Origin of the sequence: Algoriphagus taiwanensis, assembly GCF_036245645.1 — a bacterium.
In the GTDB taxonomy this organism is placed as follows: domain Bacteria; phylum Bacteroidota; class Bacteroidia; order Cytophagales; family Cyclobacteriaceae; genus Algoriphagus; species Algoriphagus taiwanensis.
The window spans coordinates 121,681-146,368 of record NZ_BTPE01000012.1 but is presented as its reverse complement, the minus strand read 5'-3'; the positions used below and the strand labels follow the sequence as shown (position 1 = coordinate 146,368).

Genomic DNA, 24,688 nt, shown 5'->3' with positions numbered 1-24,688 from the left:
CAGTTGTACAAACTATAAGTCAAATCTTCCTTTCTAACCAAGCCAATATGCCAAACCAAAATAAAAACTTAAGCGCCAATCCCAGAAACAGGTAAATAATCCATGATTCCGGGGTGATGCTTGGAAAAAAATCCTCCAGATCCGAGTCAATCTCAATAGCCCAATCTGAAAACAATCCCTCACTTCCCAAATAAGCCATATATCCTGCCCCTACAGCCAGAATGACCAAGATTACTTGTGCGATTCTGAGGAAGGTCCTGCCGAGAATAGCCCCGGGATCGGTAAAGGAAAGGGAGGAGTTCATAGCTGGAATGTTTCATCCAATTTACCCAAAATCAAAAAAGGAACCCAAAATTGAGTTCCTTTTTTGTCTTTATTAACAAACAGATTAATGTCTGTTAACGATTTTTTCCTTGATTCTCGCAGCCTTACCCTGACGACCTCTCAAGTAGAACAGACGTGCTCTTCTTACTTTACCTTGTCTTACCAGGTCGATTTGCTCGATAGCCGGGGAAATGATCGGGAAGATACGCTCTACCCCTACTCCGTTAGAAACTTTACGCACGGTGAAAGTCTCTCCGTTGGTATTAGGGTTTTTACGCTGGATCACAGTTCCCTGAAACTGCTGGATACGCTCCTTGTTACCTTCTTTGATTCGTACGTGTACGTTGATGGTATCACCGGCTTTGAAAGAAGGGAATTTGGCTCTCGCCTCGCTGTATTCCGCTTCTACAATTTTCATTAGATCGCTCATAGCTTTATGTTTTTATGCTTTCGCAGTTACCGCCGCAGCGGCTGAAATGAATTACTTCTGTTAAAATCCTGTCTCGCCTATTCCCAGCCTGTACCCTTGAGCAGATCAGGCCGTTTTTCTTTGGTTCGGCGAACCGACGCTTCAAATCTCCATTCGCTTATCTTGGCTTCATGTCCTGAGAGCAATACTTCCGGGACATTCATCCCTTCATACTCAGCAGGCCGGGTATAGACCGGAGGAGCCAGCAAATTATCCTGGAAGGAATCTGTCAATGCGGAAGTCTCATCGTTCAAAACCCCCGGAATCAGGCGAATTACTGCATCAGCCACTACAGCCGCTGCCAATTCTCCTCCGGAAAGAACGAAGTCTCCAATGCTGATTTCCTTGGTGATAAACCTATCCCTCACCCGCTGATCAACTCCTTTGTAATGACCACAGAGGATCAGGAGATTTTTCTTCAGGGAAAGGTCATTGGCCATGGGTTGGTCGAATGTCTCTCCATCGGGCGTCATGTAGATGATTTCATCGTACTCGCGCTCCTTTTGAAGGGCTTCAATGCATCGAGCGATGGGCTCGATCATCATCACCATCCCGGCACCACCACCGAATGCATAATCATCCACCTGCTTTTGCTTGCCTGCCGCATAATCCCGAAGGTTATGCAAGCGGACCTTGGCCAATCCTTTGTCCTCGGCTCTTTTCAGAATCGAGTGGGAAAAAGGTCCTTCCAAGAGTCCCGGCACTACGGTGATGATGTCAATATGCATCAGTCTTCCAGATAAATGTCAAGTAAGCCTTCGGGCAACTGGCAGTAAACTTTTTTAGCTGCCTTGTCCACTTTGGTAATGATGCCATCCTGAATCGGAATGAGCACTTCTTTTCCTTGGTGGGTCACTCCGAGGAGATCCTGTGTTTCCAGATCGTAGATGATCTGTACAGGGCCGATCAGTCCTTTGGTTTCGTCAAAAACCTCGAATCCAATCAGCTCGTGGTAGTAGTATTGATCCTCCTCCAGTTCGGGAAGCTCGGCGAGAGGAAGAAAAACTTCCGATCCGACCAAAGATTCCACTTGCTCGAGGGAATTTAGATCTTCGAACTTGGCTAGGGCTTTTCCTCCGGGCTGGATCACAAAGTGCTCCAGAAAGAAGGGGACCAATCGGCCTTTTTGTTCGATGAAGAGGTGCTCCAATCCTTCGTAATCCTCAGGATAGTCTACATCCAGCACCACATTTACTTCACCACGAAGTCCATGAACTTTGGCAATTCTCCCTACTTGAAAGCACTGTTCCTTGTTCATGGAAATTGATTCTATTAAGCTTCAGCTTCTCCGCCTTCTGCAGGAGTCTCGGTAGCTTCTGGAGCAGCTTCTTCGGCGGCAGCATCAGCAGCAGCAGGATTGTTAGCAGCTTCAGCAGCAGCTAGCAAGGCCTTTTGCTCATCTTCTCTTGCTTTGATGGCATCCAGACGAGCTTGGTTCTTGGCAGCTTCAGCAGCCAAAGCCTTCGCACGGGCATCTGCTTTTGCAGTAGCCAACTTGTCTTTTTTACCTTCGATTTTGGCATCTTTCTCAGAGATCCAAGCGTTGAATTTTGCATCAGCTTGCTCCTGAGTGATTGCACCTTTCAAAACACCGATCTGAAGGTGTTTTTTCAGCATGACACCTCTGTAAGAAAGCATGGCCTTCACGGTATCAGTAGGCTGAGCTCCATTCAACAACCAGGTAAGAGCGCGCTCATTGTTGATTGTAATAGAAGCAGGGTTGGTGTTCGGATTGTAAGTTCCGAGTTTTTCGATGAAGCGTCCATCTCGTGGAGCTCTTGCATCAGCTACAACGACGTCATAAATGGCTTGTTTTTTTCTGCCCCGACGTGCTAATCTGATTTTTACGGACATAATTGTTTAGATTAAGTGAGTGGATGGAACCCGTCCATCCTAAATTTGGAGTGCAAAGATAGGGTAAATGATTGGAAAGCCACAAGTTGGGTTCAGAATATTTGCAGGTTTTTTACCAATTCGCTTATCTTGCGAGTCCTTTATTGGCCCTGTAGTTCAATGCCCGCCCGGATGACGCAAGTCGGACAGGCCCGCCCAGCTGACGCGGTCGAACGGGCCCGCTTGGCTGGAGCAAGGCGGACAGGGATAGAATAGAAGTTTCTTTGGTTGAAAAAAGATAAAGGTTCGAAAAGCCTAATTGATGTCAATAATAGGTAAATGAGTTTCCAAATCGTCAAAATGTAATATGGCCCTGTAGTTCAATGGATAGAATAGAAGTTTCCTAAACTTTAGATATGGGTTCGATTCCCGTCGGGGCTACTTTCACCTTTTTAGCTATGAAGGAGATTTTTTACGCTTATATCCTCAAAAGCTTGTCCTACGATTATTTCTACAAGGGACATTGTAAAAACTTGGAGCAGAGACTCAAGCAACATAATAGCGGACAAACTAAATCTATTCGTCCCTACATCCCTTTTAAAATTGTCTATTTTGAAGAGTTTGAAAGTTTGTCGGCAGCAATTCAACGAGAGAAATTCTTTAAATCGGCTGCAGGAAGACGGTTTTTGAAAGAAAAATTGGCCCTGTAGTTCAATGCCCGCCCGGCTGACGCGGTCGGACGGGGATAGAATAGAAGTTTCCTAAACTTTAGATATGGGTTCGATTCCCGTCGGGGCTACTACAATTATTGCAGAGATTATCGTCCTCCTTTTTTTTGGCTTAAATTAGCCATGAAAATTATCTCCAAAAGTCTGGAGCTAAACAGACTACAATCAACCTGAGAATATAAAGCTATAGCCCGATTTTTCTTTTCCAACACCCCTATTAATTCCCTAGTAAGCCCAGAAAACCATGATTTAAAAAGTTTTTTTGACCATAGTTTAACCATGGAATACCTAAAAAAGCTTCCTGAGGAGGAGAGATTCTGGGAGAAAAAGACCTAATCATGTTCTCTGGTGGATAAAAAAGGCAAAAAATTGGGTGATCGAATATTTTTCTATTTGTAAAATAGTACCTTATTTCTCAGTTTTTAAAAATCAATTCTTATGAAAAAAGCTCTACTTTCTCTCCTTCTTTTGTTTTCCTCGTTTAGCCTTTGGGCACAAGAGTCCGCCTCAAATGGCTGGTACAGCGTATCCTCTACCGAAACAATCCTTTCACTAGGCTCAGTTAAGGCCACAGGATTGGAATCCAACAATGTGGTCAGGTTCACTCCCTTTTTCAACTACGCGGTCACGCTTCACAAGGACTTTAGCGACAAAGCAGGGTTTTATTTCGGCGTGGATATCCGAAATGTGGGGATAATCACGGATCTCAATGATTCGGTTCGGGTCAAGCAGAGAACTTACAACCTTGGAATTCCGATTGCTCTCAAATTTGGAGACATGAAAGGAAACCTTGTGGGAATAGGCATCAACAATGAATTTGCAATCAATTACAAGCAAAAAACCTACGTGAATGACGAAAAGTCGAAAACCAATATTTGGTTTAGCGATCGAACGAAAATTTATCTCCCCTCTGCCTTCATCGAGTTTAAAGCAAAAACAGGAAACTACATTCGCTTTAAATATTACTTGACCGATTACCTAATCGAAGAAAATCAGGCCGTCAATGTGGCGGGAGTAAACTATCGGCCTACTCAGAGTAATATGATGTATCTCTCGGTCGGATTTATGCTAGATAACAGAGAAATACTCAAATAAACATACCCCATTTACACCAAAAAGCCCTCGGAGAACTCATCTTCGAGGGCTTTTTACTTTTTCAATAATCGTTATTTCAAGCTTCCGATCATATCTTCAGGCTTGACCCACTCGTCAAACTGTTCGGAAGTCAATAGACCCAAACCGATGGCAGCTTCTCTTAAGCTAGTTCCTTCCTTATGTGCCTTCTTGGCAATGGCAGCTGCATTTTCATAACCAATATGGGTATTGAGCGCAGTGACCAACATCAGGGAGTTTTCCAGGTGTCTCTGAATCATTGGGGTATTGGGTTCTATACCGATGGCACAGTTGTCATTGAAGGACACACAGGCATCCCCAATCAGCCTCGCAGACTGAAGGAAATTCGCTGCGATCAAAGGCTTGAAGACGTTCAATTCAAAGTGACCGTTTGAACCTCCTATCGTGATGGCCACGTCATTACCCATTACCTGTGCGGCTACCATGGTCATGGCTTCTACCTGAGTTGGGTTAACTTTTCCTGGCATGATGGACGAACCCGGCTCGTTTTCAGGAATCAAGATTTCACCGATTCCGGATCTTGGACCAGAGGAAAGCATCCGGATATCATTGGCAATTTTCATCAAAGAAACCGCCAATTGCTTCAAGGCCCCATGTGCCTCCACCATACCATCGTGAGCTGCCAAAGCTTCAAATTTGTTTGGCGCAGTGACGAAAGGATGTCCGGAAAGCTCTGCGATTTTCTTGGCTACCAATTCAGAATAACCCTTTGGGGTATTCAATCCGGTACCTACTGCAGTACCACCCAAAGCCAACTCGGACAGATGGGCCAAGGTGTTTTTCAAAGCCCTCAAGCCATGGTCCAACTGGGCTACATAGCCGCTGAATTCCTGGCCCAAAGTCAATGGAGTCGCATCCATGAAATGCGTTCTACCGATTTTCACCACGTTTTTAAATGCCTCAGCTTTTGCAGACAAGGTATCTCTCAACTTCTGCACTCCGGGGATCGTCGTCTCTACCACCATCTGATAAGCTGCGATATGCATCGCAGTAGGATAGGTGTCATTAGAGGACTGAGACTTGTTTACATCGTCATTTGGGTGAATTTTCTTCTTGGCATCTTCCAGAGACCCTCCCAATAACACATGCGCCCGATAAGCGATTACTTCGTTGGTATTCATGTTGGATTGAGTCCCAGAGCCTGTCTGCCAGACCACCAGCGGAAACTGATCGTCGTGCTTTCCTGCCAAAATCTCATCACAGACTTGCGCAATGATATCCGCCTTGGACTGCTCCATCACTCCCAATTCTGCATTGGTCTGAGCTGCGGCTTTTTTAAGAATGGCAAAAGCCCGGATGATCTCAATTGGCATTCGGTTTTTTTCTCCACCGATTTTAAAGTTGTTGATGGAGCGCTGGGTCTGTGCACCCCAGTATTTATCTGCGGGTACCTCTACAGGTCCCATGGTATCTTTTTCTATTCGAATGGACATGGTATTTTGGTCTTTTGTGATTTGTGCCGCAAGATAAGATCAATCGGACTTTTTGCCCAACCGGACAAATAACTAATCCTTGTCCTTCATCTCCAAATTGATCTGTTCATGGAATAAAGCTCTGGAAATCCGGACCTGTCTGTGAAAAAAAAGTAATCCAAGACCGTAATTGGCCAAGGCTAGGCTGAGACAGATTAAAGCATAATCCGGATTGAGTTGGTAAAAGAAATAGGCCGAAAAAGCCAATAATATCACACTCCAAAAAGCCAAAAAGAATACGGTGGCAGGAAATGGTCGATACTCCACCAGTATCAAACTTCCCCGGGATGTGGACTCTACTTTTCCGGAAAGAAGGGGCAAAAATGAATCCCCCTTCCTGATCACCCGGGAAATGCGGAAGCCCTCCTGACCTACAATTCCGTTGAATTTTATCTTTTCATCTGTGGAATTTTCCATACCCAGAAAATTCACCTGACGGGTAGTCCGCATCAGGTGTCCCAGCACTTCCTCTTTCGAAAGAATACTGACTAGGGCTTCGCTATGGTATGGAATAAGGTTCAAGGTTAATTTTTTACTGCCATACAGGAAATCTCCACATTCACGTTTTTTGGGAGCTTACTTACCTCAACTGTTTCACGGGCCGGAGGGTTTAGCTTAAAGTATTGACCATACGCTTCGTTGATTGTTCCAAACTGCCCCATGTGCCGGATAAAGATGGTGCATTTGACCACATCCGAAAATCCAAATCCAGCGGCACGTAGGATGGCTTCCATATTTTTCATGACAGCATGGGTCTCCTCTGTAATGTTTTCATTGATCAATTCCCCAGTTTCCGGATCCAGAGCAATCTGCCCTGAGACATATAATGTAGATCCGGCTAAGACAGCCTGAGAATAGGGCCCGATTGGTGCAGGAGCTTCTGAGGTGAAAATGATTTGATTGGACATAAAATTTACGATTTGAGAATTACGATTTACGAGCTTTTTTCAAGCATCAAGCCTTATTTCAATTGTTGCTATCTTTTTTGATTCTGGAAATCTTCCAATTTTCCAATGTTGAATTTTTAAGTACTCTGCCTTATGACTTCGGATCTTGTCAATGAACTGACCACTGATCACTGCGCACTGAATCCTACCTACTACTTACTGCTTCTTTGCTTCATTCCAGTACACATCCATTTCGGCCAAGGTCATTTCGCTGAGATTTTTACCGGCATTTTTGGCTGAATTCTCCAGGTACTGAAAGCGTTTGATAAACTTCAGGTTGGTTCGCTCCAATGCCTCTTCCGGATTGATATCGATAAATCGGGCATAATTGATCAGGGAAAAAAGCAAGTCTCCAAATTCAGCCGTAGCTTTTTCTTTATCGATCTCTTTCTCATCGGCTGCATTAAATTCTTCTTTGAATTCCTGCATTTCCTCCTCCACTTTCTCCCAAACCTGATGTTTTTCTTCCCAGTCAAAACCCACTCCCCGTGCCTTTTCCTGGATTCGCATGGCTTTAATCAGAGCAGGAAGAGACTTTGGCACTCCGCCTAAAACAGACACATTGCCTTTTTCCTTCAACTTGATCTTTTCCCAATTTTGACTTACCGTATCGGCATCATTCGCTTCGGTATCTCCATAGATGTGGGGATGTCTGCGGATTAATTTTTCACACAAGGCATGAGTCAAGGTCGCCATATCGAAGTTTCCTTCTTCAGAGCCGATTTTGGCATAAAAGACGATGTGGAGCAGGATGTCCCCCAATTCTTTTTTGATTTCATCGGGATTCCCTTCCAAAATGGCATCAGAAAGCTCAAATGTTTCCTCAATAGTCAAGTGCCTGAGGCTCTCAGTGGTTTGTTTTTTATCCCAGGGACATTGAGCCCTGAGCTCATCCATGATGGTCAACAATCGATCAAAGGCCGCCAATTGCTCAGAACGGGTACTCAAATTTGACATGACTTGGGAAACTATGGGGAAGTTGTGAACGTTTTCGAAGTAAAGCTTTAAATTTGCGCAAATTTATCCGTTATGGCAACTGTACTGATTACCCTCGGCTTCATAGCCCTATTCTTTGTTTTGATGTCTGTGAGACTTATTTTCCTCAAAAATGGGGAATTTAAAGGCACTTGTGCCTCTCAAAGTCCATTTCTAAACAAGGAAGGAGCCACCTGCGGCTACTGTGGCAAAACAGTCAGTGCTGACAGCACCTGTGGCAATCCGGACAATGAGGTCGACAAGGTCCTCGCAAAATTCAAATAAATCCAATCCTGTCCTTAGGCAGGATTTTTTAAATCCACTTTTACTTAAATCAACTGTACGTGTCGCTTATTAAATCTATTTCCGGAATTAGGGGAACTATTGGTGGGAAATCCGGAGAAGGACTTACCCCCATTGACGTTGTTAAGTTTGCTTCTGCGTATGGAGCATGGGTCATCGAGAAAACCGGTAATGCCAAAGTAGTCATCGGAAGAGATGCAAGGTTGTCCGGTGATATGATTTCCCGATTGGTTTCCGCTACCCTTCAGGGCTTGGGAATCGACGTGATTGACCTTGGGCTGAGCACTACTCCTACCGTGGAATTTGCAGTACCACGAGAAAATGCGGGCGGGGGAATCATCCTCACAGCCAGCCATAATCCCATTCAATGGAATGCCCTAAAGCTCCTCAATTCAATTGGGGAATTTATCTCCGACGAAGAAGGGAAATCCATTCTGGAAAAAGCTGAAAAAGAAGATTTCAGCTTTGCAGAGGTTAAAAAACTTGGCAAATACACCCAAATCAATGACTACATCGATCGGCATATCCAGCATGTATTGGAACTGGAATTGGTAGACGTCGAAGCCATCAAAAAGAGAAACTTCAAAATCGTGGTGGACGCGGTCAACTCCACCGGAGGAATCGCAGTGCCAAAACTTTTGCATGCTTTGGGTGTGGAAACCATCGAAAAAATGTACTGTACCCCGGATGGGCATTTCCCTCACAATCCGGAGCCACTTCCGGAAAACCTGAGAGAAATATCCAAAAAGCTGGAAAAAGGAAATTTCGACCTGGGAATCGTAGTCGATCCGGATGTGGATCGATTGGCCTTTGTCAACGAAGACGGCTCTATGTTTGGAGAAGAATACACCTTGGTGGCTGTGGCAGACTATGTGCTTTCCAAGACTCCGGGCAATACCGTATCCAACCTTTCCTCCACTCGCGCGCTTAAGGACGTAACCATTAAAAGGGGCGGAACCTACACCGCTGCTGCAGTGGGTGAAGTGAACGTGGTCAATCAGATGAAAGCTGTAAATGCAGTCATCGGAGGAGAAGGCAATGGGGGCATCATCTATCCTACTTCTCATTATGGACGGGACGCTTTGGTGGGAATTGGCTTGTTTTTGACCCACTTGGCTAAGTTTGGCAAGTCCATCTCTATGCTTAGAGCCTCTTATCCTAACTACTATATCTCCAAGAACAAGATCGAACTCACTCCTGAAATCGATGTGGACAAGATCCTTTTGGAGATCAAAAACAAGTACAAAAAGCATCCGATCAATGATATTGACGGGGTGAAAATAGAGTTTGAAAAAGAGTGGGTTCATCTCAGAAAGTCTAACACGGAGCCCATTATCCGAATCTATTCCGAGTCGGATTCTGAAGCGACTGCGGAGCATTTGGCTAAAAAGATTATTTTGGACATCAAAGAAGTGGTCAGTGCTTCTCTGATCTGATTCGAATTACCCAGCATACACCAACCCAGATAGAATGAAAGTTTACTTTGACAATGCCGCCACCACAGCCATGGACGATCGCGTGATCGAAGCCATGCTTCCTTTCATGAAGTCCCATTTTGGCAATCCTTCTTCTGTCCATAGCCATGGACGTGAGGTGAGAAATGCCATTGAGAAATCCAGAAAAAAGGTAGCGGAATTGCTCAATGCCACGCCTTCTGAGATTTTCTTTACCTCCGGAGGAACTGAGGCTGATAACACGGCTTTGGTTTGCGGAGTGGAAACCCACGGCATCACCCATGCGATCAGTTCCCCGATTGAGCACCATGCCGTGCTTCATACTTTGGAGATTTTGGAGAAAAAAGGAAAGATTAAACTCAGCCTTTTGGATGTCAATGAAAAGGGAGAAATCGATCTAGGCCAATTGGAAGATTTGCTGAAGTCAAATCCCAACTCGCTGGTTTCCCTCATGCAAGCAAACAATGAAATCGGTAATCTGAATGATTTGGAGAAAATCGGAGGCCTAGCCAAAGAATACGGCGCTTTTTTCCATTCGGACACCGTGCAGACCATGGGGCATTATTCCCATGATTTGAAAAATCTCCCTGTGGATGCCATCGTCGCAGGTGGACATAAATTTCACGGACCCAAAGGTTCTGGATTTTTGTATGTGAGAAAAGACAAAAAAATCCATCCTTTTATCCATGGTGGAGCCCAGGAAAGAAACATGCGTGGAGGGACAGAGAATGTTATAGGCATTATCGGAATTGCAAAAGCATTAGAGCTTGCCTATGAAGACATGTCCGGTCATCAAGCTCATGTGGAGAAAATCAAGAAGCATTTTATCAAAAAACTGGCTCAGGAAATTCCCGGAGTAGAGTTCAATGGTCTTTCCGCAGACTTGGGAAAAAGTCTTTACACCGTATTGAATGTAAGCCTTCCACCTTCTGAAGCCAATCGAGGCATGCTCTTGTTCAATTTGGACTTGGAAGGAATTTCCGCTTCCGGTGGTTCCGCTTGCAGTTCCGGGGCTACCGTTGGATCCCATGTATTGAGAGCATTAAATCATAATCCGGAAAGGGATTCCGTTCGATTCTCCTTTAGCCGGTTTAACACCCTGGAGGAAGTAGATTATTCCGTTGAAAAATTAAAGGAACTCTACGCGGTAGAGGCCTAAGCAAAAAGGAGCTCAAATGAGCTCCTTTTTTATTTTAGAAATTTCCTAACCTCTTCAATCACCGCCTCCGGCCGTTCGGCATGTAGCCAATGTCCGGCATTGGCGACAAACTCCAATTCGTAATTCGGGAAATGTTTTTCCAAATCCGTGAGATCGGATTGCTTGATGTAGTTGGAATTTGATCCTCCCAAAAACAAAGTTGGCCCGGCATATTTTGCCTCCTCAGGCAGTGCCTTTCCCACTTCCTCGATGTTTTTGGTTATGACCGGCAGATTGATTTTCCAGACAAAGCCTTCCGAATTTCTACCCAGACTTTTCAGCAAAAACTGCCTAATTCCCAATTCCTGAATGTATTCCGCCAATTGATCATCGGCTTCTTTCCGGCTTTTGGTCTCTTTCAAATCGATGGAGTTCAGCCCCTCCAAAATCGTCTGATGATGGATGGGATAATATCTCGGAGCGATATCCGCTACGATAAGTTTTTCTACTCTCTCTGGAAAGGCAGATGCAAAAAACATAGCTGTCTTTCCACCCATTGAGTGACCCATCAGGTAAATTTTTTCCAATCCCTCATCATCCAACAATTCTTTCAAATCCTCTACCATGACTTGGTAATTCCATTGATCCGAATGAGGAGAATCTCCATGATTTCGTTGGTCTACGAGGTAAAGAGTGTAATGCTTTTCCAGCTCTCGGGCAATGGAAAACCAATTGTCCAAAGAGCCAAAAAGTCCATGCAGAATGACTAATGGCTTGCCTGAGCCGATTTTTCTAAAGTTAAGTTTCACAGATTTTTGTTTTACTAAATACGATTTACTAGGTGAAGATGCATGAAAGTGGTTGTTACGATTCTGTCAGTGATTAAGTTAAAATTTCCGTTTAGAATGCCATGTTTTACTTTGATTAATCCGCTGATTAGGTCTGCCATTCCATGTAGGTAATGTTCTTTTTCTTAGAACAGTTCTGATTTGTAACCTTGATTTTTTCCCGGTTTTTGTCTTTTCAGAGTTTCCTAGGTTGTTCCAAGTTGTCAATCAACTGATTCTACTCCAATTCACCGCCGTTTTTTTCTGCTGTTTTACCTGCCTTAGAATAGGTGAGTTTGCAGGTTGGGTAAGTTCTGGATCATTGGCTAGCAACTGCTGGGCTGCGTCTCTCGCCAAAGTCAACAACGGAGCATCTTTACTCAAGTCGGCGATCATCAAATCAGTGATTCCACTCTGCTGCGTCCCCATCATATCTCCGGGACCTCGTAGTCTCAGATCCACATCGGCTATTTCAAAGCCATCATTGGTTCTCACCATAGTCTCCAAACGTATCCGCGAATCCTTACTCAGTTCGTATTTGCTCATCAGGATGCAATAGCTTTGCTCGGCTCCCCGACCCACGCGGCCCCGAAGCTGATGCAACTGGGATAGCCCAAACCGCTCTGCATTCTCAATGATCATCACCGAGGCATTGGGCACATTGACTCCAACCTCAATGACCGTGGTCGCCACCATGATTTGCGTTTCCCCTTTGACAAATCGCTGCATCTCGTAGTCTTTGTCCTCTGCTTTCATGCTTCCATTCACGATGCTCAGGTGATAGTTGGGAAAAGCGCGTGAAATGCTTTCAAACCCATCCATCAGGTTTTTCAAGTCCATCTTTTCGGATTCCTCGATTAGGGGATAGACGATATAGACCTGCCTGCCTTTTTGAACCTCCTGATTAATAAAACCGAAGACCTTCAGCCGGTCCTTGTCATACCGATGGACGGTTTGGATGGGTTTTCTCCCGGCGGGCAATTCATCGATGACAGACACGTCCAAATCTCCATAAAGAGTCATGGCAAGCGTCCTGGGAATGGGTGTGGCAGTCATGACCAAAACATGAGGTACAAATGACTCATTTTTTGCCCAAAGCTTGGCTCGCTGAGCTACCCCAAAGCGATGCTGCTCATCGACAATTGCCAATCCGAGATTTTGAAACTGCACCACATCTTCCAGCAGGGCATGGGTTCCGATTAGGATTTTCAATTCCCCGCTGAGTAGCTCTTCGTGGATCACTTTCCGGGCGGATTTCTTGGTTGATCCGGTCAGCAGGGCAATTTTTAGCCCCATCATTTCTGCGTATTCTTTGAGTCCTTCGTAGTGCTGATTGGCGAGAATCTCCGTCGGAGCCATCAGGCAGGCTTGTGCTCCCGAACTGATTGCGATGAGCATGCTGATAAAAGCGACCATGGTTTTCCCGCTTCCCACATCTCCTTGGACCAATCGATTCATTTGCTTGCCTGATTTCATGTCTGAATAGATCTCCCGGATCACCCGCTTTTGGGCATTGGTGAGTTCGAAAGGAATGTGGTTTTTGTAGAAATCGGTAAGAAGATCCGTATTACCCAAAGACTGCCCGCGGAATTTCTCCGTTCGGGTTACTTTCATCAGCAAAAGGCGCAGTTGCAAGTAGAAAAACTCTTCAAATTTCAGGCGTTTTCTTGCTCGGTGAAGCAATTCCGGATTGCTGGGAAAATGGATTTGACGAACAGCTTCTCTTTTTTCTATCAACTGATACTGCTGAAGGATGTCCGAGGAAAGTGTTTCGGGGATTTGGTTGTACACCAAGGGGACCAATTGCTCAAGAATCCGAGAGATTCCCTTGGAATCCAGAAATCGGGCCCGGAGCTTTTCGGTCGTTGAATAGACCGGCTGAAAGTTATTCCGGGTTTCATTGGCCGCGGTGACAAGCTCCATCTCAGGATGGGCCATGCTCCATTTTCTACCGTATTGGGCAGGTTTCCCAAAAAAGATATACACTGCTCCGACGGGAAGCTTTTTCTGCACCCATTGAATTCCCTTAAACCAGGTCATTTCCATCTCGCCTGTCTCATCAACAACATGGGCAACCAATCGACGCTTTCCTCCCGCACCTACCAGTTCCACATTTTTGATGCGGGCAATGACCTGGACGTTTTCCAGCTCCTCGTTTAGCTCCCGGATTTTGAAAAACTGGGTCCGGTCCTCGTAGCGAAAAGGGTAATGCTGTAAGAGGTCTCCGTAGGTGAAGATATTCAGCTCCTTGTTGAGCAATTCGGCCTTTTGAGGGCCGACGCCTTTGAGGTACTCGATGCGGGTATCAAAAATGCCTGACAAGGGAACTTGATTTTGGGTTAGGCAAAATAAATCCCGGCCCGTGCATTTCCCAAGGAAAAGAAGCCAAATGTCAGGCTATTCAGAAAGTGCGGTGATCTTTCCCCAAATCTCCAACAAATGGCTTCGGCTGTTCTGCTGACTTTGAAGGAAGAGCATCTGATTTTTGGCTCGGTGAAAATTCTGCTCCGGATAGTTGACCCTATAGTAGATATTTCCCTGCAGGTGGTCTGTAAAAAATCTCAGGCCCATAATCAAGGTCATTACTTCACCCCCAAAGAGTAAGGATTGACTTTCTTTGGGAGTGGAAAAGGATTGGATGCCTTCCCAATAGCCTTTGAGTAATTCTTCGAAAATCTCAGGAATCAGTTCAATAGAATCCCAGTCGGTGGAGGTTTCAGGAAGGCTGCAGGCTACGGTCCGGACCAAGTCTCCAAAATCATACATGAGGTACCCTCCCATCAAGGTATCCAAATCGATCAAGGCATTTACTTTTTCGAGATTTTCTGAAAAAATCAGGTTATTGATTTTGGTGTCATTGTGAGTGACTCGCAGGGGTAGCTGATGGAATTGATCCAAATACCAATCGACCAATGGCTTTTGTGCAAGGTAAAAGTCTCTAATCTGAATTTCTTCAGAGGAAAGGTTTGGCTTTTCTTCCAGTACCTTTTTGAGTTTTTCGAAGCGAAGGTCAAGCCGGTGAAAGTCAGGAATGGTTTCCTGCATCTCCAGAGCATCCAAGTTTTTTGCCCAATCAGCGAACAAACCATACGCTTGGGCTGCCAAATAGGCCTGTTTAGGTTCCTTGATTTGCTGAAGTGTCTCGCCTTCGACAAATTCAAAAAGACGGTATTTTTTCCCATCGATCTCAGTCAGCCCACTAGTGGTCCGATTTAAAATCGGAAGAGGTAGCTGAAAAGGGAGTACTTCCCCCTTAGTCTCCTGATCCAAAAGGCGAAGATTGTGGTCGATTCGTTCTGGATAGTTAAAAACCGAATCATTAAAACCCTGTAGAATCCATTTACCGCGCTGAGACTCCAGAAGTAAGGTCTCATGGATTAGTCCTTCCCCAAAGGGCTTTAGAAATAGTTTTTCCTCCTTGAGAAAAGGATAAGCGTGAATGAGTTGTGGGAGAAGACTGGAATTCATCGGGCGAAATTAAGAAAGAATAGCCTTTGCTGGTGATAAGTCAAATGGCTAAAGGAAATTTGATGAAGATTTCGATTTTTGCTTTAATTTTTCAAAAAAATTAAAAAAGACTTCACTTGTTAAGAGAAATTTTTTGTTAATTGGTTTCCCAAAATAAACCCCAACCCTATGAATGTAAGCACCCTGGACTGGGCCATCATTGCTGCCTTCTTTATCATTTCTCTTTTAATAGGATTATTCACTGCCAAAACCGCGGGAAGCTCAGCGAAGGAATTTTTTCTTTCGGGGCGAAATATGCCTTGGTGGCTATTGGGTGTATCCATGGTGGCGACCACCTTTTCCGCAGACACTCCCAATTTGGTAACCGATATCGTCAGAAAAAACGGTGTGGCAGGAAACTGGGCCTGGTGGGCCTTCCTTTTGACCGGGATGCTGACGGTATTTGTCTATGCCAAGCTCTGGAGAAGGTCGGAAGTGACCACGGATTTGGAGTTTTATGAACTTCGCTATTCCGGCAAGGGGGCAGCCTTCCTGAGAGCTTTCCGGGCGATCTATCTGGGTGTATTTTTTAATGTGGTGATCATGGCTACCGTGTCCTTGGCCGCCATCAAAATCGGTGGGGTCATGTTGGGGCTTTCTCCTGTGCAGACTCTTTTGATTGCCTCGATCGTAACCGTGGTTTATAGCTCCTTGGGTGGGCTGAAAGGAGTTTTGCTGACTGATTTCTTCCAGTTCTTTATCGCCATCATTGGCTCATTTGGTGCGGCATTTTATATTTTGGATTTGCCTGAAATCGGTTCTTTGAACAATCTTCTTGCTCATGAGGTGGTATCTACCAAGTTGGATTTTCTACCTGATTTCTCCGATCCTAATGTCTATGTCCCGATTTTCATCCTTCCAATAGCGATTCAGTGGTGGGCCACGTGGTATCCGGGTGCCGAACCAGGCGGAGGCGGCTACATCGCCCAGCGTATGCTTTCCGCCAAGGATGAAAAGAATGCCATCGGAGCTACTTTGTTCTTCAATGTGGCCCATTATGCACTGAGACCTTGGCCTTGGATCATTGTCGCACTTTCCTCACTCGTCATTTTCCCAAATATCTCAGACTTGCAGGAGGCTTTTCCTCATATTCCTGTAGACAAATTGGGGGATGATTTGGCTTATCCGGCTATGCTTTCTTTCCTCCCGACTGGTTTGGTTGGGATTGTTTTGGCTTCCTTGATTGCGGCGGTGATGTCCACTTTGTCCACTCACCTCAACTGGGGCTCAAGCTACGTGGTCAATGACTTTTATCTCCGTTTCGTCAAGCCGGATGCTTCGGATAAGCAACTGGTGGCTGTGGGTAGGATTTCTACTGTGTTGCTGATGGGCTTATCGGCTGTTTTGGCTCTGGCTCTTTCTTCTGCCTTGGATGCATTTCAGATTTTGCTTCAAATAGGTGCCGGAACGGGTTTGATTTTTATCCTTCGTTGGTTCTGGTGGAGAATCAATGCCTATACCGAGATTTCGGCTATGGCTATTTCCTTTGTGGTTGCGATTTTCTTTGAGGTGATCAATCCCAAGCTCGGCCTGATCGATATTCCCGCCGACCAGTCTTACCTGAAGCTGATTTACTCTGTTTCAATTACCACTGTAGGATGGTTGATTGTTACCTTTTTGACTCAGCCGGAAAAGGACGAGGTTTTACTCGCTTTCTATCGGAAAGTCACTCCTGCGGCCTTAGGATGGAGAAAAGTCTTGGACAGATACCCTTCGGAGCAAGTAGTTGTGGGTACTTTGGGTAAAGAAATTGGATTGATGATTACGGGTACGTTTATGGTGTATTCCGCATTGTTTTCGACGGGATTTTTTATCTACGGAGAAGTTGTCCCCGGATTCATTGCAGCCGTGATTGCTCTAGCAGGTGGATTTGTTATCATTAAATCCTGGAAAAAATTAAAATAAGCTCTCAAGCCTTTTCCAAATGAAAATCCTGCTCTAAAGTGGAGCAGGATTTTTTTATTCCTTGAACTTGATGCTGTTCATCAAGTGAGTCATGTCGATTTTGATGTATTCGATCACAGGAGCCAGCGAGTCATTTTTCATCGCTGTATTAAAATAAAGGGCGCCTCGAAGAAAGTGATCGGTGGAATCGGTAACAAAAAACTGGAATTGGGTAGGCACTTCGCCAGTAAGCTCAGCGACCACGCCGGTGTAGCCATTCGGGGTCAAAATTACTCCCTCCTCTATTCCATAGGCTTTCATTTGGTGTTTTGCAGTCAGTTTGAAAGCATCATTGGAGAGGGTCTTGAAATCGGTATCTCCCTCGATTGCTTTGTAGGTCAGATGGACTTTGGCTCCGAAATCCTTGTAATTCAGGTTGATCCAATTTTTCTCAGAAAGATTGAATGAATCAGGCTCCACCAAGCTGTGCTGAGAGTATTCCAGTTGGTAGGGGTATTTGTTTTCCAGTTCCTGAAACTCATGCGGAGGCAAATCGATTCGGTTGTACCCGGGTGGTTTGGGCAGCCAATTTTTTTCGCAAGCACTGAGTAGGCTTCCTACTATCAAAAATGCCAAGAATCTCTTCATGGCTTAAAATTAGGTTTTCCATTTGATTTGATTGGGGAAATAAGGAACTTTAAGATTCCACCAAATAAAGAATGGTTATGATCAATAAAATTAAAGTATCTGTAGCCGCAGTTTTGTCAGCGGTAGTATTGACAATAGGATCTTTGGCGCAGGCTCAGACCACAAAAGAGGAGTTTCTCAGCAAATGGAATAACAGCAAGCAGTTTACCTTGGATGTATTGGCCAAAATGCCGGATTCAGGCATGGATTACAAAACCGATCCAGGAGCCATGTCCTTCAAGGAGCAGATTCACCACATCGGAACGGCCATTGTGGGGATTTCTCAAGGCTTTCTAAAAGGCGCCGCAGATGCTCCTTCTCTGGATGTCAAAACAGCTACAAGAGCCCAATTGGCTGATTTTGTGACTAAAGCTTACGATTATGGAGCAGCATCTGTGCAGGCTTTGAGTACTGCTGATGAAGCTGAAAAAATTGAAGTCTTCGGAAATATGGTGTCAAGAAGACAGGTTGAGGCTCTTTTGATTGACCACAGCACCCACCATCGAGGTTCGGCCATTGCCTACTTGAGAGCCAGTGGAGTCGAGCCTCCGGCATTTGTGGGATTCTGATTAAGTTTTCCCTTTGAGCAAAAAAGCAGCGTGAATTTTCCGCTGCTTTTTTCATTTATAGAGAGTAATTAAGAAAATGCTTCAGTTGAATCTTCCCACTTCAAATCCACCGATTTCTAGGGTAGTATCTTTTTGCTGATGTAGCTCGGCTAAAAGCTTTCCTGTCGCCGGCGCTAGGGAAATTCCCATCATGGAATGCCCGCTACCGACCAGTACATTGGAATAGTTTGGTGCAAAGCCGATGTAAGGCAAACCATCCGGAGAACAAGGTCTCAGTCCTTTCCAGATATCCTTTTCCTGAGGGAATTTGGCTTCAAATTCAGGATAATATCGATTGATGGATTCAAAAATTCCCTGAACCCGTCTCATATCCACCTTTTGATTCGTCCCTGCGATTTCTAATGTTCCGCCAAAGCGGACCGTTTCTCCATAAGGACTTACCGCCACTTTTTGCTCGGTAAGGATAGTGGCTTGTTTGATTTCAGGGTTATTCTTTTGGATAAATGAATAGCCCTTTCCTCCCATCATAGGCAAGGAAAATCCAAGCATCTGAGCCAATTCTCCAGACCATGAACCCCCGCAGAGCAGTATTTTTTCTGCCTCGATTTTTCCTTGATCTGTGATGACTGCATTTACTTGGGATCCAGCTTTTTCAAACCCCAAGACTTGGGTTTTCGAAAGAAATTTAACTCCTTTTTCCTCCAGATATTTTTTCAAAAATCCATACAAAGCTCCCGGGTCCAAGTGGGCATCTCCGGGAAACAGCACCGCGCCACGGGCTTTGAGTTCCAGATTCGGTTCTACTTTTCGGAGATCTTCAGGAGTCAATATTTCGGCTTCCAAACCATATTTTCTGGCCAAATGAGCAAATTCCACCTCTTCCTTTTCCACTCCTTCAGTCTGGTAAGCCATCATCAGTCCTTTTTCCTGAAGAGCCAAGGCCGCTTCCGGATGTTCCGTTTTGAAAGTCAGGTAAAGTGCTTTAGATAGCAGACTCAGGTTTTTCAGATAAGGAATGGCTTTGGCGACTTGCTTTTCATTGGCAGATTTGAAGAAAAGCAGGCACCACTGCAACAGCTTATAATCCAACCGGGGATGAATGTAGAAGGGGCTTTTTGCAGAAAACATCCAAGTGATTCCCTTGGTGACCATACCCGGGGCTGCCAAAGGAATGATATGACTGGGGACAATCATGCCGGCATTTCCCGTGGAGCAATTGTCCTGTAGGTCAGTGCGGTCGATGACAGTCACCTCAATCCCTTCTTTTTGGAGGAAATAGGCTGAAAACAACCCGACAATACCGCCGCCGATGATAAGAGTGGGCTTCATTTTTTCGCTCTGGATGATTTGATCAAAATATCAATTGATAGCTGATTTCCCGAATTTGGGTTTTCGGTTTCCTTTTCTCTAAGTCATTGCTGAAACTCAGCATGCGAAGATAGGTTGGATGGCCTGATATTTCAGGTCCTAATTTGATCTGTTTTTATTTAGGATTGACTATTTCACGGAAGGATCAATTTGCTATGGATTCCGGTAGCTGAGTTTGATGGCATTTTCTTTTTACTCAGATCCTCCAACCTGATATTCTTGACAGGTGGAGATCATTTGGGATTGAAAAGCTTCCTCACTTTTTAAGATCTGAAAGAAATCCAAGAGATAGACTTTTGCTTTTTGAAATTCCGGTTCAGAAAGCTCTGTTTTGTATTGTTCTAAAGTGAGGAAGAATTGATCTTCCTTTTCCAGAAATTCATTTTTTACCCATTGGGTAAGTTCAGCATCTCTGCAGACCCCTCGATAGAGTCTTTCTGTTACAGATTTGATAGGAAGGTAGTCGTAGGGAACGGCATAAGGAGCATTGACAAAACCTGAATAGTCGAAGTCGTAAGGGACAGGGATGTGCTTCTCCTCATTTTTCAGATCCAGCATTCTCACATTGTGCTGCGTGGTATTGGACCAATCCGTGTTACCGATCATGAATGAGAAAAAATCCTGCTTCATGGCAAGGGTATCATTGATCAGGTGGGGAAAAATGATTCCGGAGTTGATCTTTTTCGCATCATGGTTTTTGGCTACCTCATCCACATCTTCAATCACAAAAGCTGATAGGTTGTAGGTTCTTTTTCTTTTGTTTTGCTGATCAGTAAGGGTCAAATTGACTTTTCGGGTTCTGAAATGAACAGGGCTTACCACCTCGTAGAGTTTATAGGCCATGAATTCTTTTGCGACCAACTCCCTGTATTCTTGCCCCTCTTGGCAAGGAAGTACGAGTTTGAGACTACGGTTTCCCTGAAAAGGTGTGTTTTTCGAATTTCCTTTGGGGATTTTTAACCAAAGCGGCATAAAAAAGCATTGAGCCCTACGGGAATTTCCTCTTGCCCGTACATTCACAGGCACCGAGTCGGTGGCTCCGGACTCGTTTTTGTATTTGAGGAAAGTGGGAAAATAAACCGTGTCGGATTCGGAACCTTTCAAGGATTTGAATTGGGTGGTGAGTTCCAATTGTAGAGGTTCTTCATCTTCAAACAGGATGTCCTTTTGCCTTCCAAATAAGGAAGAAGCAAATGACAACATCAAGATAAAAGCAAATCCACTACTGATTCTATAAATCCCCTTCATGCTAAAAATGATTGTTAATTTCCTGAATTTAAGGATTATCCTTTTACAAAAAAGAAGAGGGACTGGATTTAGCCCCTCAGTATTGACTTGGTTCATCGGAGACTGATTAAAGCCGCCAAAGCTACTTTTTGCCCTTAGATTACCTGAAATCCATGAACATACGGGTCATCATCATCCAGGATGATCGTATTGTAGCCATATACCTTGGCCCAGCCTTCGATACTTGGGACGATGGCCGGTTTTCCGGCTATTTCGGTTACTTCCTCGATTCTTCCGATAAACTTGGATCCGATGAAGCTTTCATGGACAAATTCATCTCCGGGCTTTAGCCAGCCTTTGGCAAACCACTGGGCCATTCTTGCCGAGGTTCCCGTGCCGCAAGGGGAGCGATCAATAGCTTTGTCCCCGTAGAAAACGGCATTTCGTGCAGTGCTGCTTTCTTCTAAGGTTTTTCCTGTCCACATCACGTGAGAAAGTCCTCGGATTCGGTCATGCTCTGGGTGGACAAAATCATAGCGCTCATTCATCTTTTTCCGGAGATTTCGGGCCATGGAGATCAATTGTTCTGCTTTGAAATGCTCTAATCCTGGGAAATTCTCTTGGGGATCCACAATACAGTAAAAGTTGCCGCCATAGGCTACATCCACGGTTAGCTTGCCCAGTTCTTCGATTTCAATTTCCAGATTTTCAGCAGCCAGATAGCTTTTTACATTGGTCAGCTTGACAGATTTGACCTTTTTGCCTTCCTGCTTGTACTCCACCAAAACCAGTCCCGCGGGTGCTTCCATTCGCAGGAAGCCCGGAGTTTTGGGATGAATTAATCCTTCTTCTATCGCTATGGTGATTGTGCCGATCGTGCCGTGCCCGCACATGGGAAGACAACCTGAAGTCTCGATAAAGAGCACAGCAAAATCATTCTCAGGATCGTGTGGAGGGAAAAGCATAGAGCCCGACATCATGTCGTGTCCACGGGGTTCAAACATCAGCCCGGTTCTGATCCAGTCCAGATTTTCCAGAAAATACTGCCGCTTTTCGAGCATGTTGTTTCCTTTCAGAAAAGGAACACCACCGGAAACTACCCGAACAGGATTGCCGCAAGTGTGAGCGTCGATGCAGGAGAAGGTGTGTCTTGAAGACATATAAAATTTGAATATTGAAAGATTTTAAAATTGGAAAATTCTAGAGAAAGAAGTCTTTGCGATTAGTTTTTGGGTTAGTTCTAATCAGAGCTTCGTAAATCGTAATTCGTAAATCATTTTTCCCACTTCCCATTCACCAATCTCCAAATTCCAAGTGGATTTTCATCCCTCAAGGCATCTGGAAGCAATTCCTGTGGCATGTCTTGAAATGCAATGGGTCTGGCAAATCTTTTTATTGCATGGGCTCCAACCGAAGTGCTGTTTGGAGCCGTGGTGGAAGGAAATGGTCCTCCATGCTGCATGGCATAGCCTACTTCCACCCCGGTAGGAACTCCTTTGAATAGTAATCTTCCGCATTTTTCTTCCAAAAGATTGATCAGGAAAAGCTGGTTCTTTAGCTCCTCTTCCTCTGCCCAAACCGTAATGGTTAATTGTCCATGAAGATGTTTGGCAATTTCCAAAAGTTCTTCTTCGCTTTGATAGACTACCATCATGGCAAAAGCCCCAAAAACTTCCTTTTGGAAAAGAGAGTCCTTTAACCAGTCTTGGGCTTTGATTTCTGCCAAAGCGGTGCTTCCGTTAATCAAATGCTTCGGATCGGCCACTTTTACCCAGCGAAGTTCTTCCCGGGATTCCAAAAACTGAATGGAGTCGTAATAAGCCTGAGCAATTCCCGGATGAAGCATTGGGGCAGCCACGATATCTTTCAGTTCTGCAGCGATGGCTTGTTCAAAAGCTTTGGCTTGAGCTTCAGGCACGAAAATCAGCCCCGGATTGGTGCAGAATTGGCCTACACCAAGGGTAAGAGAAGCGACGAATGCTTTGGCTAAAGCCTCGTTTTGCTTTTCCAACTTACTTGGAAAGCAGAAAATAGGATTGACTGAACCCATTTCTGCAAAAACGGGAATTGGTTCTTCCCGTTGATTGGCAAGGTTGAATAGGGCCATTCCACCGGCATGAGAACCTGTAAATGCCACTGCCTTTGCTATAGGATGTTTGACTAAAGCTTGACCTTCCGCAATTCCTCCTTCGACATGAGTAAAAAGAGCAGAAGGAAGGCTGCATTTCAAAATGGCCTGATGGATGCAATCGGCTACTTTTTTGGAAGTCTCAGGATGCGCAGGGTGGGCTTTGTAGATTACCGGGCAGCCTGCTGCCAAGGCAGAGATAGTATCCCCACCAGCCGTAGAAAAAGCCAAAGGAAAATTGCTTGCGCCAAAAACCACCACAGGACCTAATGGAGTAAGCATTCTGCGAATATCTGCTCTAGGAAGGGGAGTGCGATCAGGCATGGCCGGATCGATAGTTGCTTCCACCCAAGAGCCTTCTCTGACCAAGTTGGCAAAAAGCCGGATTTGGCCTGTGGTTCTTCCCAATTCTCCGTTGATTCTTCCTTCGGGGAGATTGGATTCCTTCACTGCCAAAGGGACGATCTCGGGGCGATTTGCTTCTAGTGTATCTGCAAGGGTGTCCAAAAAGGCTCCTCTTTCCTTGCCCGGGAGGTTTTTATAAAACAGAAATGCTTCTTGGGCGGCGCTGAATAGGTTGTCTAGGTTCATGGAAATTGAAAGATTTTAAAATTGGAATATTGTAAAATTAGCTTCGCGAATATCCAGAGCGATTAGTCTTGTGTCTAATGTCTAGCTTCTTGCGTCTATTTCACAATTTCGGCCTTTTTGCTAAGCCATCTGTAATAATCTTCTCAATTCTTGCTCTTTCTTCCCCGATCAAAGTCAATCTTGGAGCTCTTACATGCTCGGAACCTACTCCGCAATGCTGCTCTGCAAGCTTGATGTATTGCACCAGTTTGGGATGAATGTCCAGCTCCAGCAAAGGCAAAAACCAACGGTAGATTTCTCTGGCCTCCTCAATTTTTCCTTCCTGAACCAAGTTGAAAATGGTCACCGTTTCCTTTGGAAAAGCACAAACCAATCCGGCAACCCATCCTACGGCTCCCATCAGCAATTCTTCCAAAGCCAGGGTGTCTACCCCGCAAAGCAATTGGAAACGATCACCAAATCGGTTGATCATACGAGTAACATTGGAAATATCCCGTGTGGATTCTTTGATGGCTTGTATGTTTTCGCACTCGGCCAATTCGGCAAACATGTCTATTGTTACCAAAGTCTTGTAATCCACCGGGTTGTTGTAGATCATCATTGGTAGTTTGGTGGAATTGGCGACGGTTTTAAAATAGGTTACCACCTCTCTAGCATCTGCAGCATAGCGCATCGGAGGCAAAATCATCAGGCCGGATGCTCCCAATTCTTCTGCTTTTTTAGCCCAGAAAAGTGCGTCTTTGGTAGCGCCTTCGGCAATATTGAGGATGACAGGTACTCTCCCGTTGATGTACTTAACCGTTTCTCCGGTTAGCGTGATTTTTTCTTCATGCGATAAAACCGAACTCTCACCCAAGGTGCCACCCAGGATGATGCCATGAACTCCACTTTCCAGTTGGAAATCCAGATTTTTGAAAAACAGGTCCATGTCCAGACTTCCGTCTGCGTGAAATTTGGTCGTGACTGCGGGGAATACGCCTTTCCAGTTCATAGTAGTTTCAGTTTTTATCCCAGAGGGTTTGATGATTATTTATCAAAAGTAAAAGACCAAAGAGGCAATTTCTTTCACTGGATTAGTCCCTTTTGATACCCAATTGATTTGTTTATAAAATTTGTCTCTTAC

Annotated in this window: 25 protein-coding genes and 2 tRNA genes; 9 read left to right on the top strand and 18 right to left on the bottom strand. The window is 44.8% G+C overall.

Features of this window, described 5'->3' with window-relative positions:
• Positions 1–19: 19 nt before the first annotated feature.
• From AAA938_RS16140 to AAA938_RS16120, 5 genes are all read right to left on the bottom strand, one after another.
• Positions 20–304 (bottom strand): hypothetical protein, encoded by a 285-nt coding sequence (locus AAA938_RS16140; protein WP_338229785.1) that lies wholly within the window; start codon positions 302–304, stop codon positions 20–22.
• Positions 305–388: 84 nt separating this feature from the next.
• Positions 389–754: a 50S ribosomal protein L19 gene (rplS, locus tag AAA938_RS16135; protein WP_338220778.1), complete on the bottom strand. Its 366-nt coding sequence runs from the start codon at positions 752–754 to the stop codon at positions 389–391.
• Between the two features lie 77 nt (positions 755–831).
• Positions 832–1,521: a tRNA (guanosine(37)-N1)-methyltransferase TrmD gene (gene trmD, locus AAA938_RS16130; protein WP_338229784.1), complete on the bottom strand. Its 690-nt coding sequence runs from the start codon at positions 1,519–1,521 to the stop codon at positions 832–834.
• Entirely contained in the window at positions 1,521–2,051 is a 531-nt protein-coding gene (gene rimM / locus AAA938_RS16125; protein ID WP_338229783.1) for a ribosome maturation factor RimM, read from the bottom strand. Before rimM ends, trmD begins: the two co-directional genes overlap by 1 nt.
• Positions 2,052–2,065: 14 nt before the next feature.
• Complete coding sequence (locus AAA938_RS16120; protein ID WP_338229782.1) at positions 2,066–2,647, bottom strand: 30S ribosomal protein S16; 582 nt, start codon at positions 2,645–2,647, stop codon at positions 2,066–2,068.
• 348 nt (positions 2,648–2,995) lie between these two features.
• Between AAA938_RS16120 and AAA938_RS16115 the strand changes: the two genes are divergently transcribed.
• The 4 genes from AAA938_RS16115 (at position 2,996) to AAA938_RS16100 (ending at position 4,449) form a co-directional block, all read left to right on the top strand.
• Positions 2,996–3,067: transfer RNA gene (locus AAA938_RS16115), tRNA-Arg, on the top strand.
• Positions 3,043–3,336: a GIY-YIG nuclease family protein gene (locus AAA938_RS16110; RefSeq protein WP_338229781.1), complete on the top strand. Its 294-nt coding sequence runs from the start codon at positions 3,043–3,045 to the stop codon at positions 3,334–3,336. The genes AAA938_RS16115 and AAA938_RS16110 overlap by 25 nt, the downstream gene beginning before the upstream one ends.
• Positions 3,327–3,425, top strand: a tRNA-Arg gene (locus AAA938_RS16105). Before AAA938_RS16110 ends, AAA938_RS16105 begins: the two co-directional genes overlap by 10 nt.
• Before the next feature lie 367 nt (positions 3,426–3,792).
• Positions 3,793–4,449 (top strand): hypothetical protein, encoded by a 657-nt coding sequence (locus AAA938_RS16100; protein WP_338229780.1) that lies wholly within the window; start codon positions 3,793–3,795, stop codon positions 4,447–4,449.
• Between the two features lie 71 nt (positions 4,450–4,520).
• Here AAA938_RS16100 and fumC read toward each other — a convergent pair whose 3' ends face one another.
• From fumC to mazG, 4 genes are all read right to left on the bottom strand, one after another.
• Entirely contained in the window at positions 4,521–5,921 is a 1,401-nt protein-coding gene (gene fumC / locus AAA938_RS16095; protein WP_338229779.1) for a class II fumarate hydratase, read from the bottom strand.
• A gap of 72 nt (positions 5,922–5,993) precedes the next feature.
• Positions 5,994–6,482: a hypothetical protein gene (locus AAA938_RS16090; protein ID WP_338229778.1), complete on the bottom strand. Its 489-nt coding sequence runs from the start codon at positions 6,480–6,482 to the stop codon at positions 5,994–5,996.
• Positions 6,483–6,484: 2 nt separating this feature from the next.
• Entirely contained in the window at positions 6,485–6,868 is a 384-nt protein-coding gene (locus tag AAA938_RS16085) for a RidA family protein (protein ID WP_338229777.1), read from the bottom strand.
• A gap of 195 nt (positions 6,869–7,063) precedes the next feature.
• Positions 7,064–7,864, bottom strand: coding sequence for a nucleoside triphosphate pyrophosphohydrolase (gene mazG, locus AAA938_RS16080; RefSeq protein ID WP_338229776.1), 801 nt, complete (start codon positions 7,862–7,864; stop codon positions 7,064–7,066).
• Between the two features lie 72 nt (positions 7,865–7,936).
• Between mazG and AAA938_RS16075 the strand changes: the two genes are divergently transcribed.
• The 3 genes from AAA938_RS16075 to AAA938_RS16065 are packed head-to-tail and all read left to right on the top strand — an operon-like array spanning position 7,937 to position 10,798.
• Entirely contained in the window at positions 7,937–8,167 is a 231-nt protein-coding gene (locus AAA938_RS16075) for a hypothetical protein (RefSeq protein WP_338229775.1), read from the top strand.
• Positions 8,168–8,226: 59 nt separating this feature from the next.
• Positions 8,227–9,621, top strand: coding sequence for a phosphoglucosamine mutase (glmM, locus tag AAA938_RS16070; protein WP_338229774.1), 1,395 nt, complete (start codon positions 8,227–8,229; stop codon positions 9,619–9,621).
• 34 nt (positions 9,622–9,655) lie between these two features.
• Positions 9,656–10,798 (top strand): cysteine desulfurase family protein, encoded by a 1,143-nt coding sequence (locus AAA938_RS16065; protein ID WP_338229773.1) that lies wholly within the window; start codon positions 9,656–9,658, stop codon positions 10,796–10,798.
• A gap of 29 nt (positions 10,799–10,827) precedes the next feature.
• On the opposite strand, the gene AAA938_RS16060 is transcribed toward AAA938_RS16065, so the two are convergent.
• The 3 genes from AAA938_RS16060 to AAA938_RS16050 all read right to left on the bottom strand — a co-directional run bounded on the left by AAA938_RS16060 (position 10,828) and on the right by AAA938_RS16050 (position 15,072).
• The gene (locus tag AAA938_RS16060; RefSeq protein WP_338229772.1) at positions 10,828–11,586 is read right to left on the bottom strand and encodes an alpha/beta fold hydrolase; all 759 of its coding nucleotides are present in this window, start codon (positions 11,584–11,586) and stop codon (positions 10,828–10,830) included.
• A gap of 246 nt (positions 11,587–11,832) precedes the next feature.
• Entirely contained in the window at positions 11,833–13,926 is a 2,094-nt protein-coding gene (recG, locus tag AAA938_RS16055) for an ATP-dependent DNA helicase RecG (protein ID WP_338229771.1), read from the bottom strand.
• A gap of 75 nt (positions 13,927–14,001) precedes the next feature.
• Positions 14,002–15,072, bottom strand: a complete 1,071-nt coding sequence (locus tag AAA938_RS16050; protein ID WP_338229770.1) for a phosphotransferase enzyme family protein — start codon at positions 15,070–15,072, stop codon at positions 14,002–14,004.
• A 168-nt stretch (positions 15,073–15,240) separates the two neighbouring features.
• Here AAA938_RS16050 and AAA938_RS16045 point away from each other — a divergent pair, with 168 nt between their 5' ends.
• Positions 15,241–17,016: a sodium:solute symporter family protein gene (locus AAA938_RS16045; RefSeq protein WP_338229769.1), complete on the top strand. Its 1,776-nt coding sequence runs from the start codon at positions 15,241–15,243 to the stop codon at positions 17,014–17,016.
• A 54-nt stretch (positions 17,017–17,070) separates the two neighbouring features.
• Here the strand turns inward: AAA938_RS16045 and gldD are convergent, their stop codons facing one another.
• On the bottom strand, positions 17,071–17,643 hold the full coding sequence (gene gldD, locus AAA938_RS16040) for a gliding motility lipoprotein GldD (protein ID WP_338229768.1): 573 nt from the start codon (positions 17,641–17,643) through the stop codon (positions 17,071–17,073).
• Between the two features lie 77 nt (positions 17,644–17,720).
• On the opposite strand from gldD, the gene AAA938_RS16035 reads away from it, so the two are divergent.
• Complete coding sequence (locus AAA938_RS16035; protein ID WP_338229767.1) at positions 17,721–18,251, top strand: DinB family protein; 531 nt, start codon at positions 17,721–17,723, stop codon at positions 18,249–18,251.
• 81 nt (positions 18,252–18,332) lie between these two features.
• Here AAA938_RS16035 and AAA938_RS16030 read toward each other — a convergent pair whose 3' ends face one another.
• The 5 genes from AAA938_RS16030 to AAA938_RS16010 all read right to left on the bottom strand — a co-directional run bounded on the left by AAA938_RS16030 (position 18,333) and on the right by AAA938_RS16010 (position 24,556).
• Positions 18,333–19,580, bottom strand: coding sequence for an NAD(P)/FAD-dependent oxidoreductase (locus tag AAA938_RS16030; protein WP_338229766.1), 1,248 nt, complete (start codon positions 19,578–19,580; stop codon positions 18,333–18,335).
• A gap of 231 nt (positions 19,581–19,811) precedes the next feature.
• Entirely contained in the window at positions 19,812–20,867 is a 1,056-nt protein-coding gene (locus AAA938_RS16025) for a hypothetical protein (RefSeq protein ID WP_338229765.1), read from the bottom strand.
• 134 nt (positions 20,868–21,001) lie between these two features.
• Positions 21,002–22,006 (bottom strand): 4-hydroxyproline epimerase, encoded by a 1,005-nt coding sequence (locus AAA938_RS16020; RefSeq protein WP_338229764.1) that lies wholly within the window; start codon positions 22,004–22,006, stop codon positions 21,002–21,004.
• A gap of 113 nt (positions 22,007–22,119) precedes the next feature.
• Positions 22,120–23,565, bottom strand: coding sequence for an aldehyde dehydrogenase (NADP(+)) (locus AAA938_RS16015; protein ID WP_338229763.1), 1,446 nt, complete (start codon positions 23,563–23,565; stop codon positions 22,120–22,122).
• Between the two features lie 100 nt (positions 23,566–23,665).
• Entirely contained in the window at positions 23,666–24,556 is an 891-nt protein-coding gene (locus AAA938_RS16010; RefSeq protein WP_338229762.1) for a dihydrodipicolinate synthase family protein, read from the bottom strand.
• Positions 24,557–24,688 lie beyond the last annotated feature (132 nt).

Excerpts from the sequence above, each read along its gene's own strand:
- AAA938_RS16140 (WP_338229785.1), bottom strand. The coding sequence starts at position 304 with ATGAACTCCTCCCTTTCCTTTACCGATCCCGGGGCTATTCTCGGCAGG.
- rplS (WP_338220778.1), bottom strand. The coding sequence starts at position 754 with ATGAGCGATCTAATGAAAATTGTAGAAGCGGAATACAGCGAGGCGAGA.
- trmD (WP_338229784.1), bottom strand. The coding sequence starts at position 1,521 with ATGCATATTGACATCATCACCGTAGTGCCGGGACTCTTGGAAGGACCT.
- rimM (WP_338229783.1), bottom strand. The coding sequence starts at position 2,051 with ATGAACAAGGAACAGTGCTTTCAAGTAGGGAGAATTGCCAAAGTTCAT.
- AAA938_RS16120 (WP_338229782.1), bottom strand. The coding sequence starts at position 2,647 with ATGTCCGTAAAAATCAGATTAGCACGTCGGGGCAGAAAAAAACAAGCC.
- AAA938_RS16110 (WP_338229781.1), top strand. The coding sequence starts at position 3,043 with ATGGGTTCGATTCCCGTCGGGGCTACTTTCACCTTTTTAGCTATGAAG.
- AAA938_RS16100 (WP_338229780.1), top strand. The coding sequence starts at position 3,793 with ATGAAAAAAGCTCTACTTTCTCTCCTTCTTTTGTTTTCCTCGTTTAGC.
- fumC (WP_338229779.1), bottom strand. The coding sequence starts at position 5,921 with ATGTCCATTCGAATAGAAAAAGATACCATGGGACCTGTAGAGGTACCC.
- AAA938_RS16085 (WP_338229777.1), bottom strand. The coding sequence starts at position 6,868 with ATGTCCAATCAAATCATTTTCACCTCAGAAGCTCCTGCACCAATCGGG.
- mazG (WP_338229776.1), bottom strand. The coding sequence starts at position 7,864 with ATGTCAAATTTGAGTACCCGTTCTGAGCAATTGGCGGCCTTTGATCGA.
- AAA938_RS16075 (WP_338229775.1), top strand. The coding sequence starts at position 7,937 with ATGGCAACTGTACTGATTACCCTCGGCTTCATAGCCCTATTCTTTGTT.
- AAA938_RS16065 (WP_338229773.1), top strand. The coding sequence starts at position 9,656 with ATGAAAGTTTACTTTGACAATGCCGCCACCACAGCCATGGACGATCGC.
- AAA938_RS16050 (WP_338229770.1), bottom strand. The coding sequence starts at position 15,072 with ATGAATTCCAGTCTTCTCCCACAACTCATTCACGCTTATCCTTTTCTC.
- AAA938_RS16045 (WP_338229769.1), top strand. The coding sequence starts at position 15,241 with ATGAATGTAAGCACCCTGGACTGGGCCATCATTGCTGCCTTCTTTATC.
- gldD (WP_338229768.1), bottom strand. The coding sequence starts at position 17,643 with ATGAAGAGATTCTTGGCATTTTTGATAGTAGGAAGCCTACTCAGTGCT.
- AAA938_RS16035 (WP_338229767.1), top strand. The coding sequence starts at position 17,721 with ATGATCAATAAAATTAAAGTATCTGTAGCCGCAGTTTTGTCAGCGGTA.
- AAA938_RS16030 (WP_338229766.1), bottom strand. The coding sequence starts at position 19,580 with ATGAAGCCCACTCTTATCATCGGCGGCGGTATTGTCGGGTTGTTTTCA.
- AAA938_RS16025 (WP_338229765.1), bottom strand. The coding sequence starts at position 20,867 with ATGAAGGGGATTTATAGAATCAGTAGTGGATTTGCTTTTATCTTGATG.
- AAA938_RS16020 (WP_338229764.1), bottom strand. The coding sequence starts at position 22,006 with ATGTCTTCAAGACACACCTTCTCCTGCATCGACGCTCACACTTGCGGC.
- AAA938_RS16015 (WP_338229763.1), bottom strand. The coding sequence starts at position 23,565 with ATGAACCTAGACAACCTATTCAGCGCCGCCCAAGAAGCATTTCTGTTT.
- AAA938_RS16010 (WP_338229762.1), bottom strand. The coding sequence starts at position 24,556 with ATGAACTGGAAAGGCGTATTCCCCGCAGTCACGACCAAATTTCACGCA.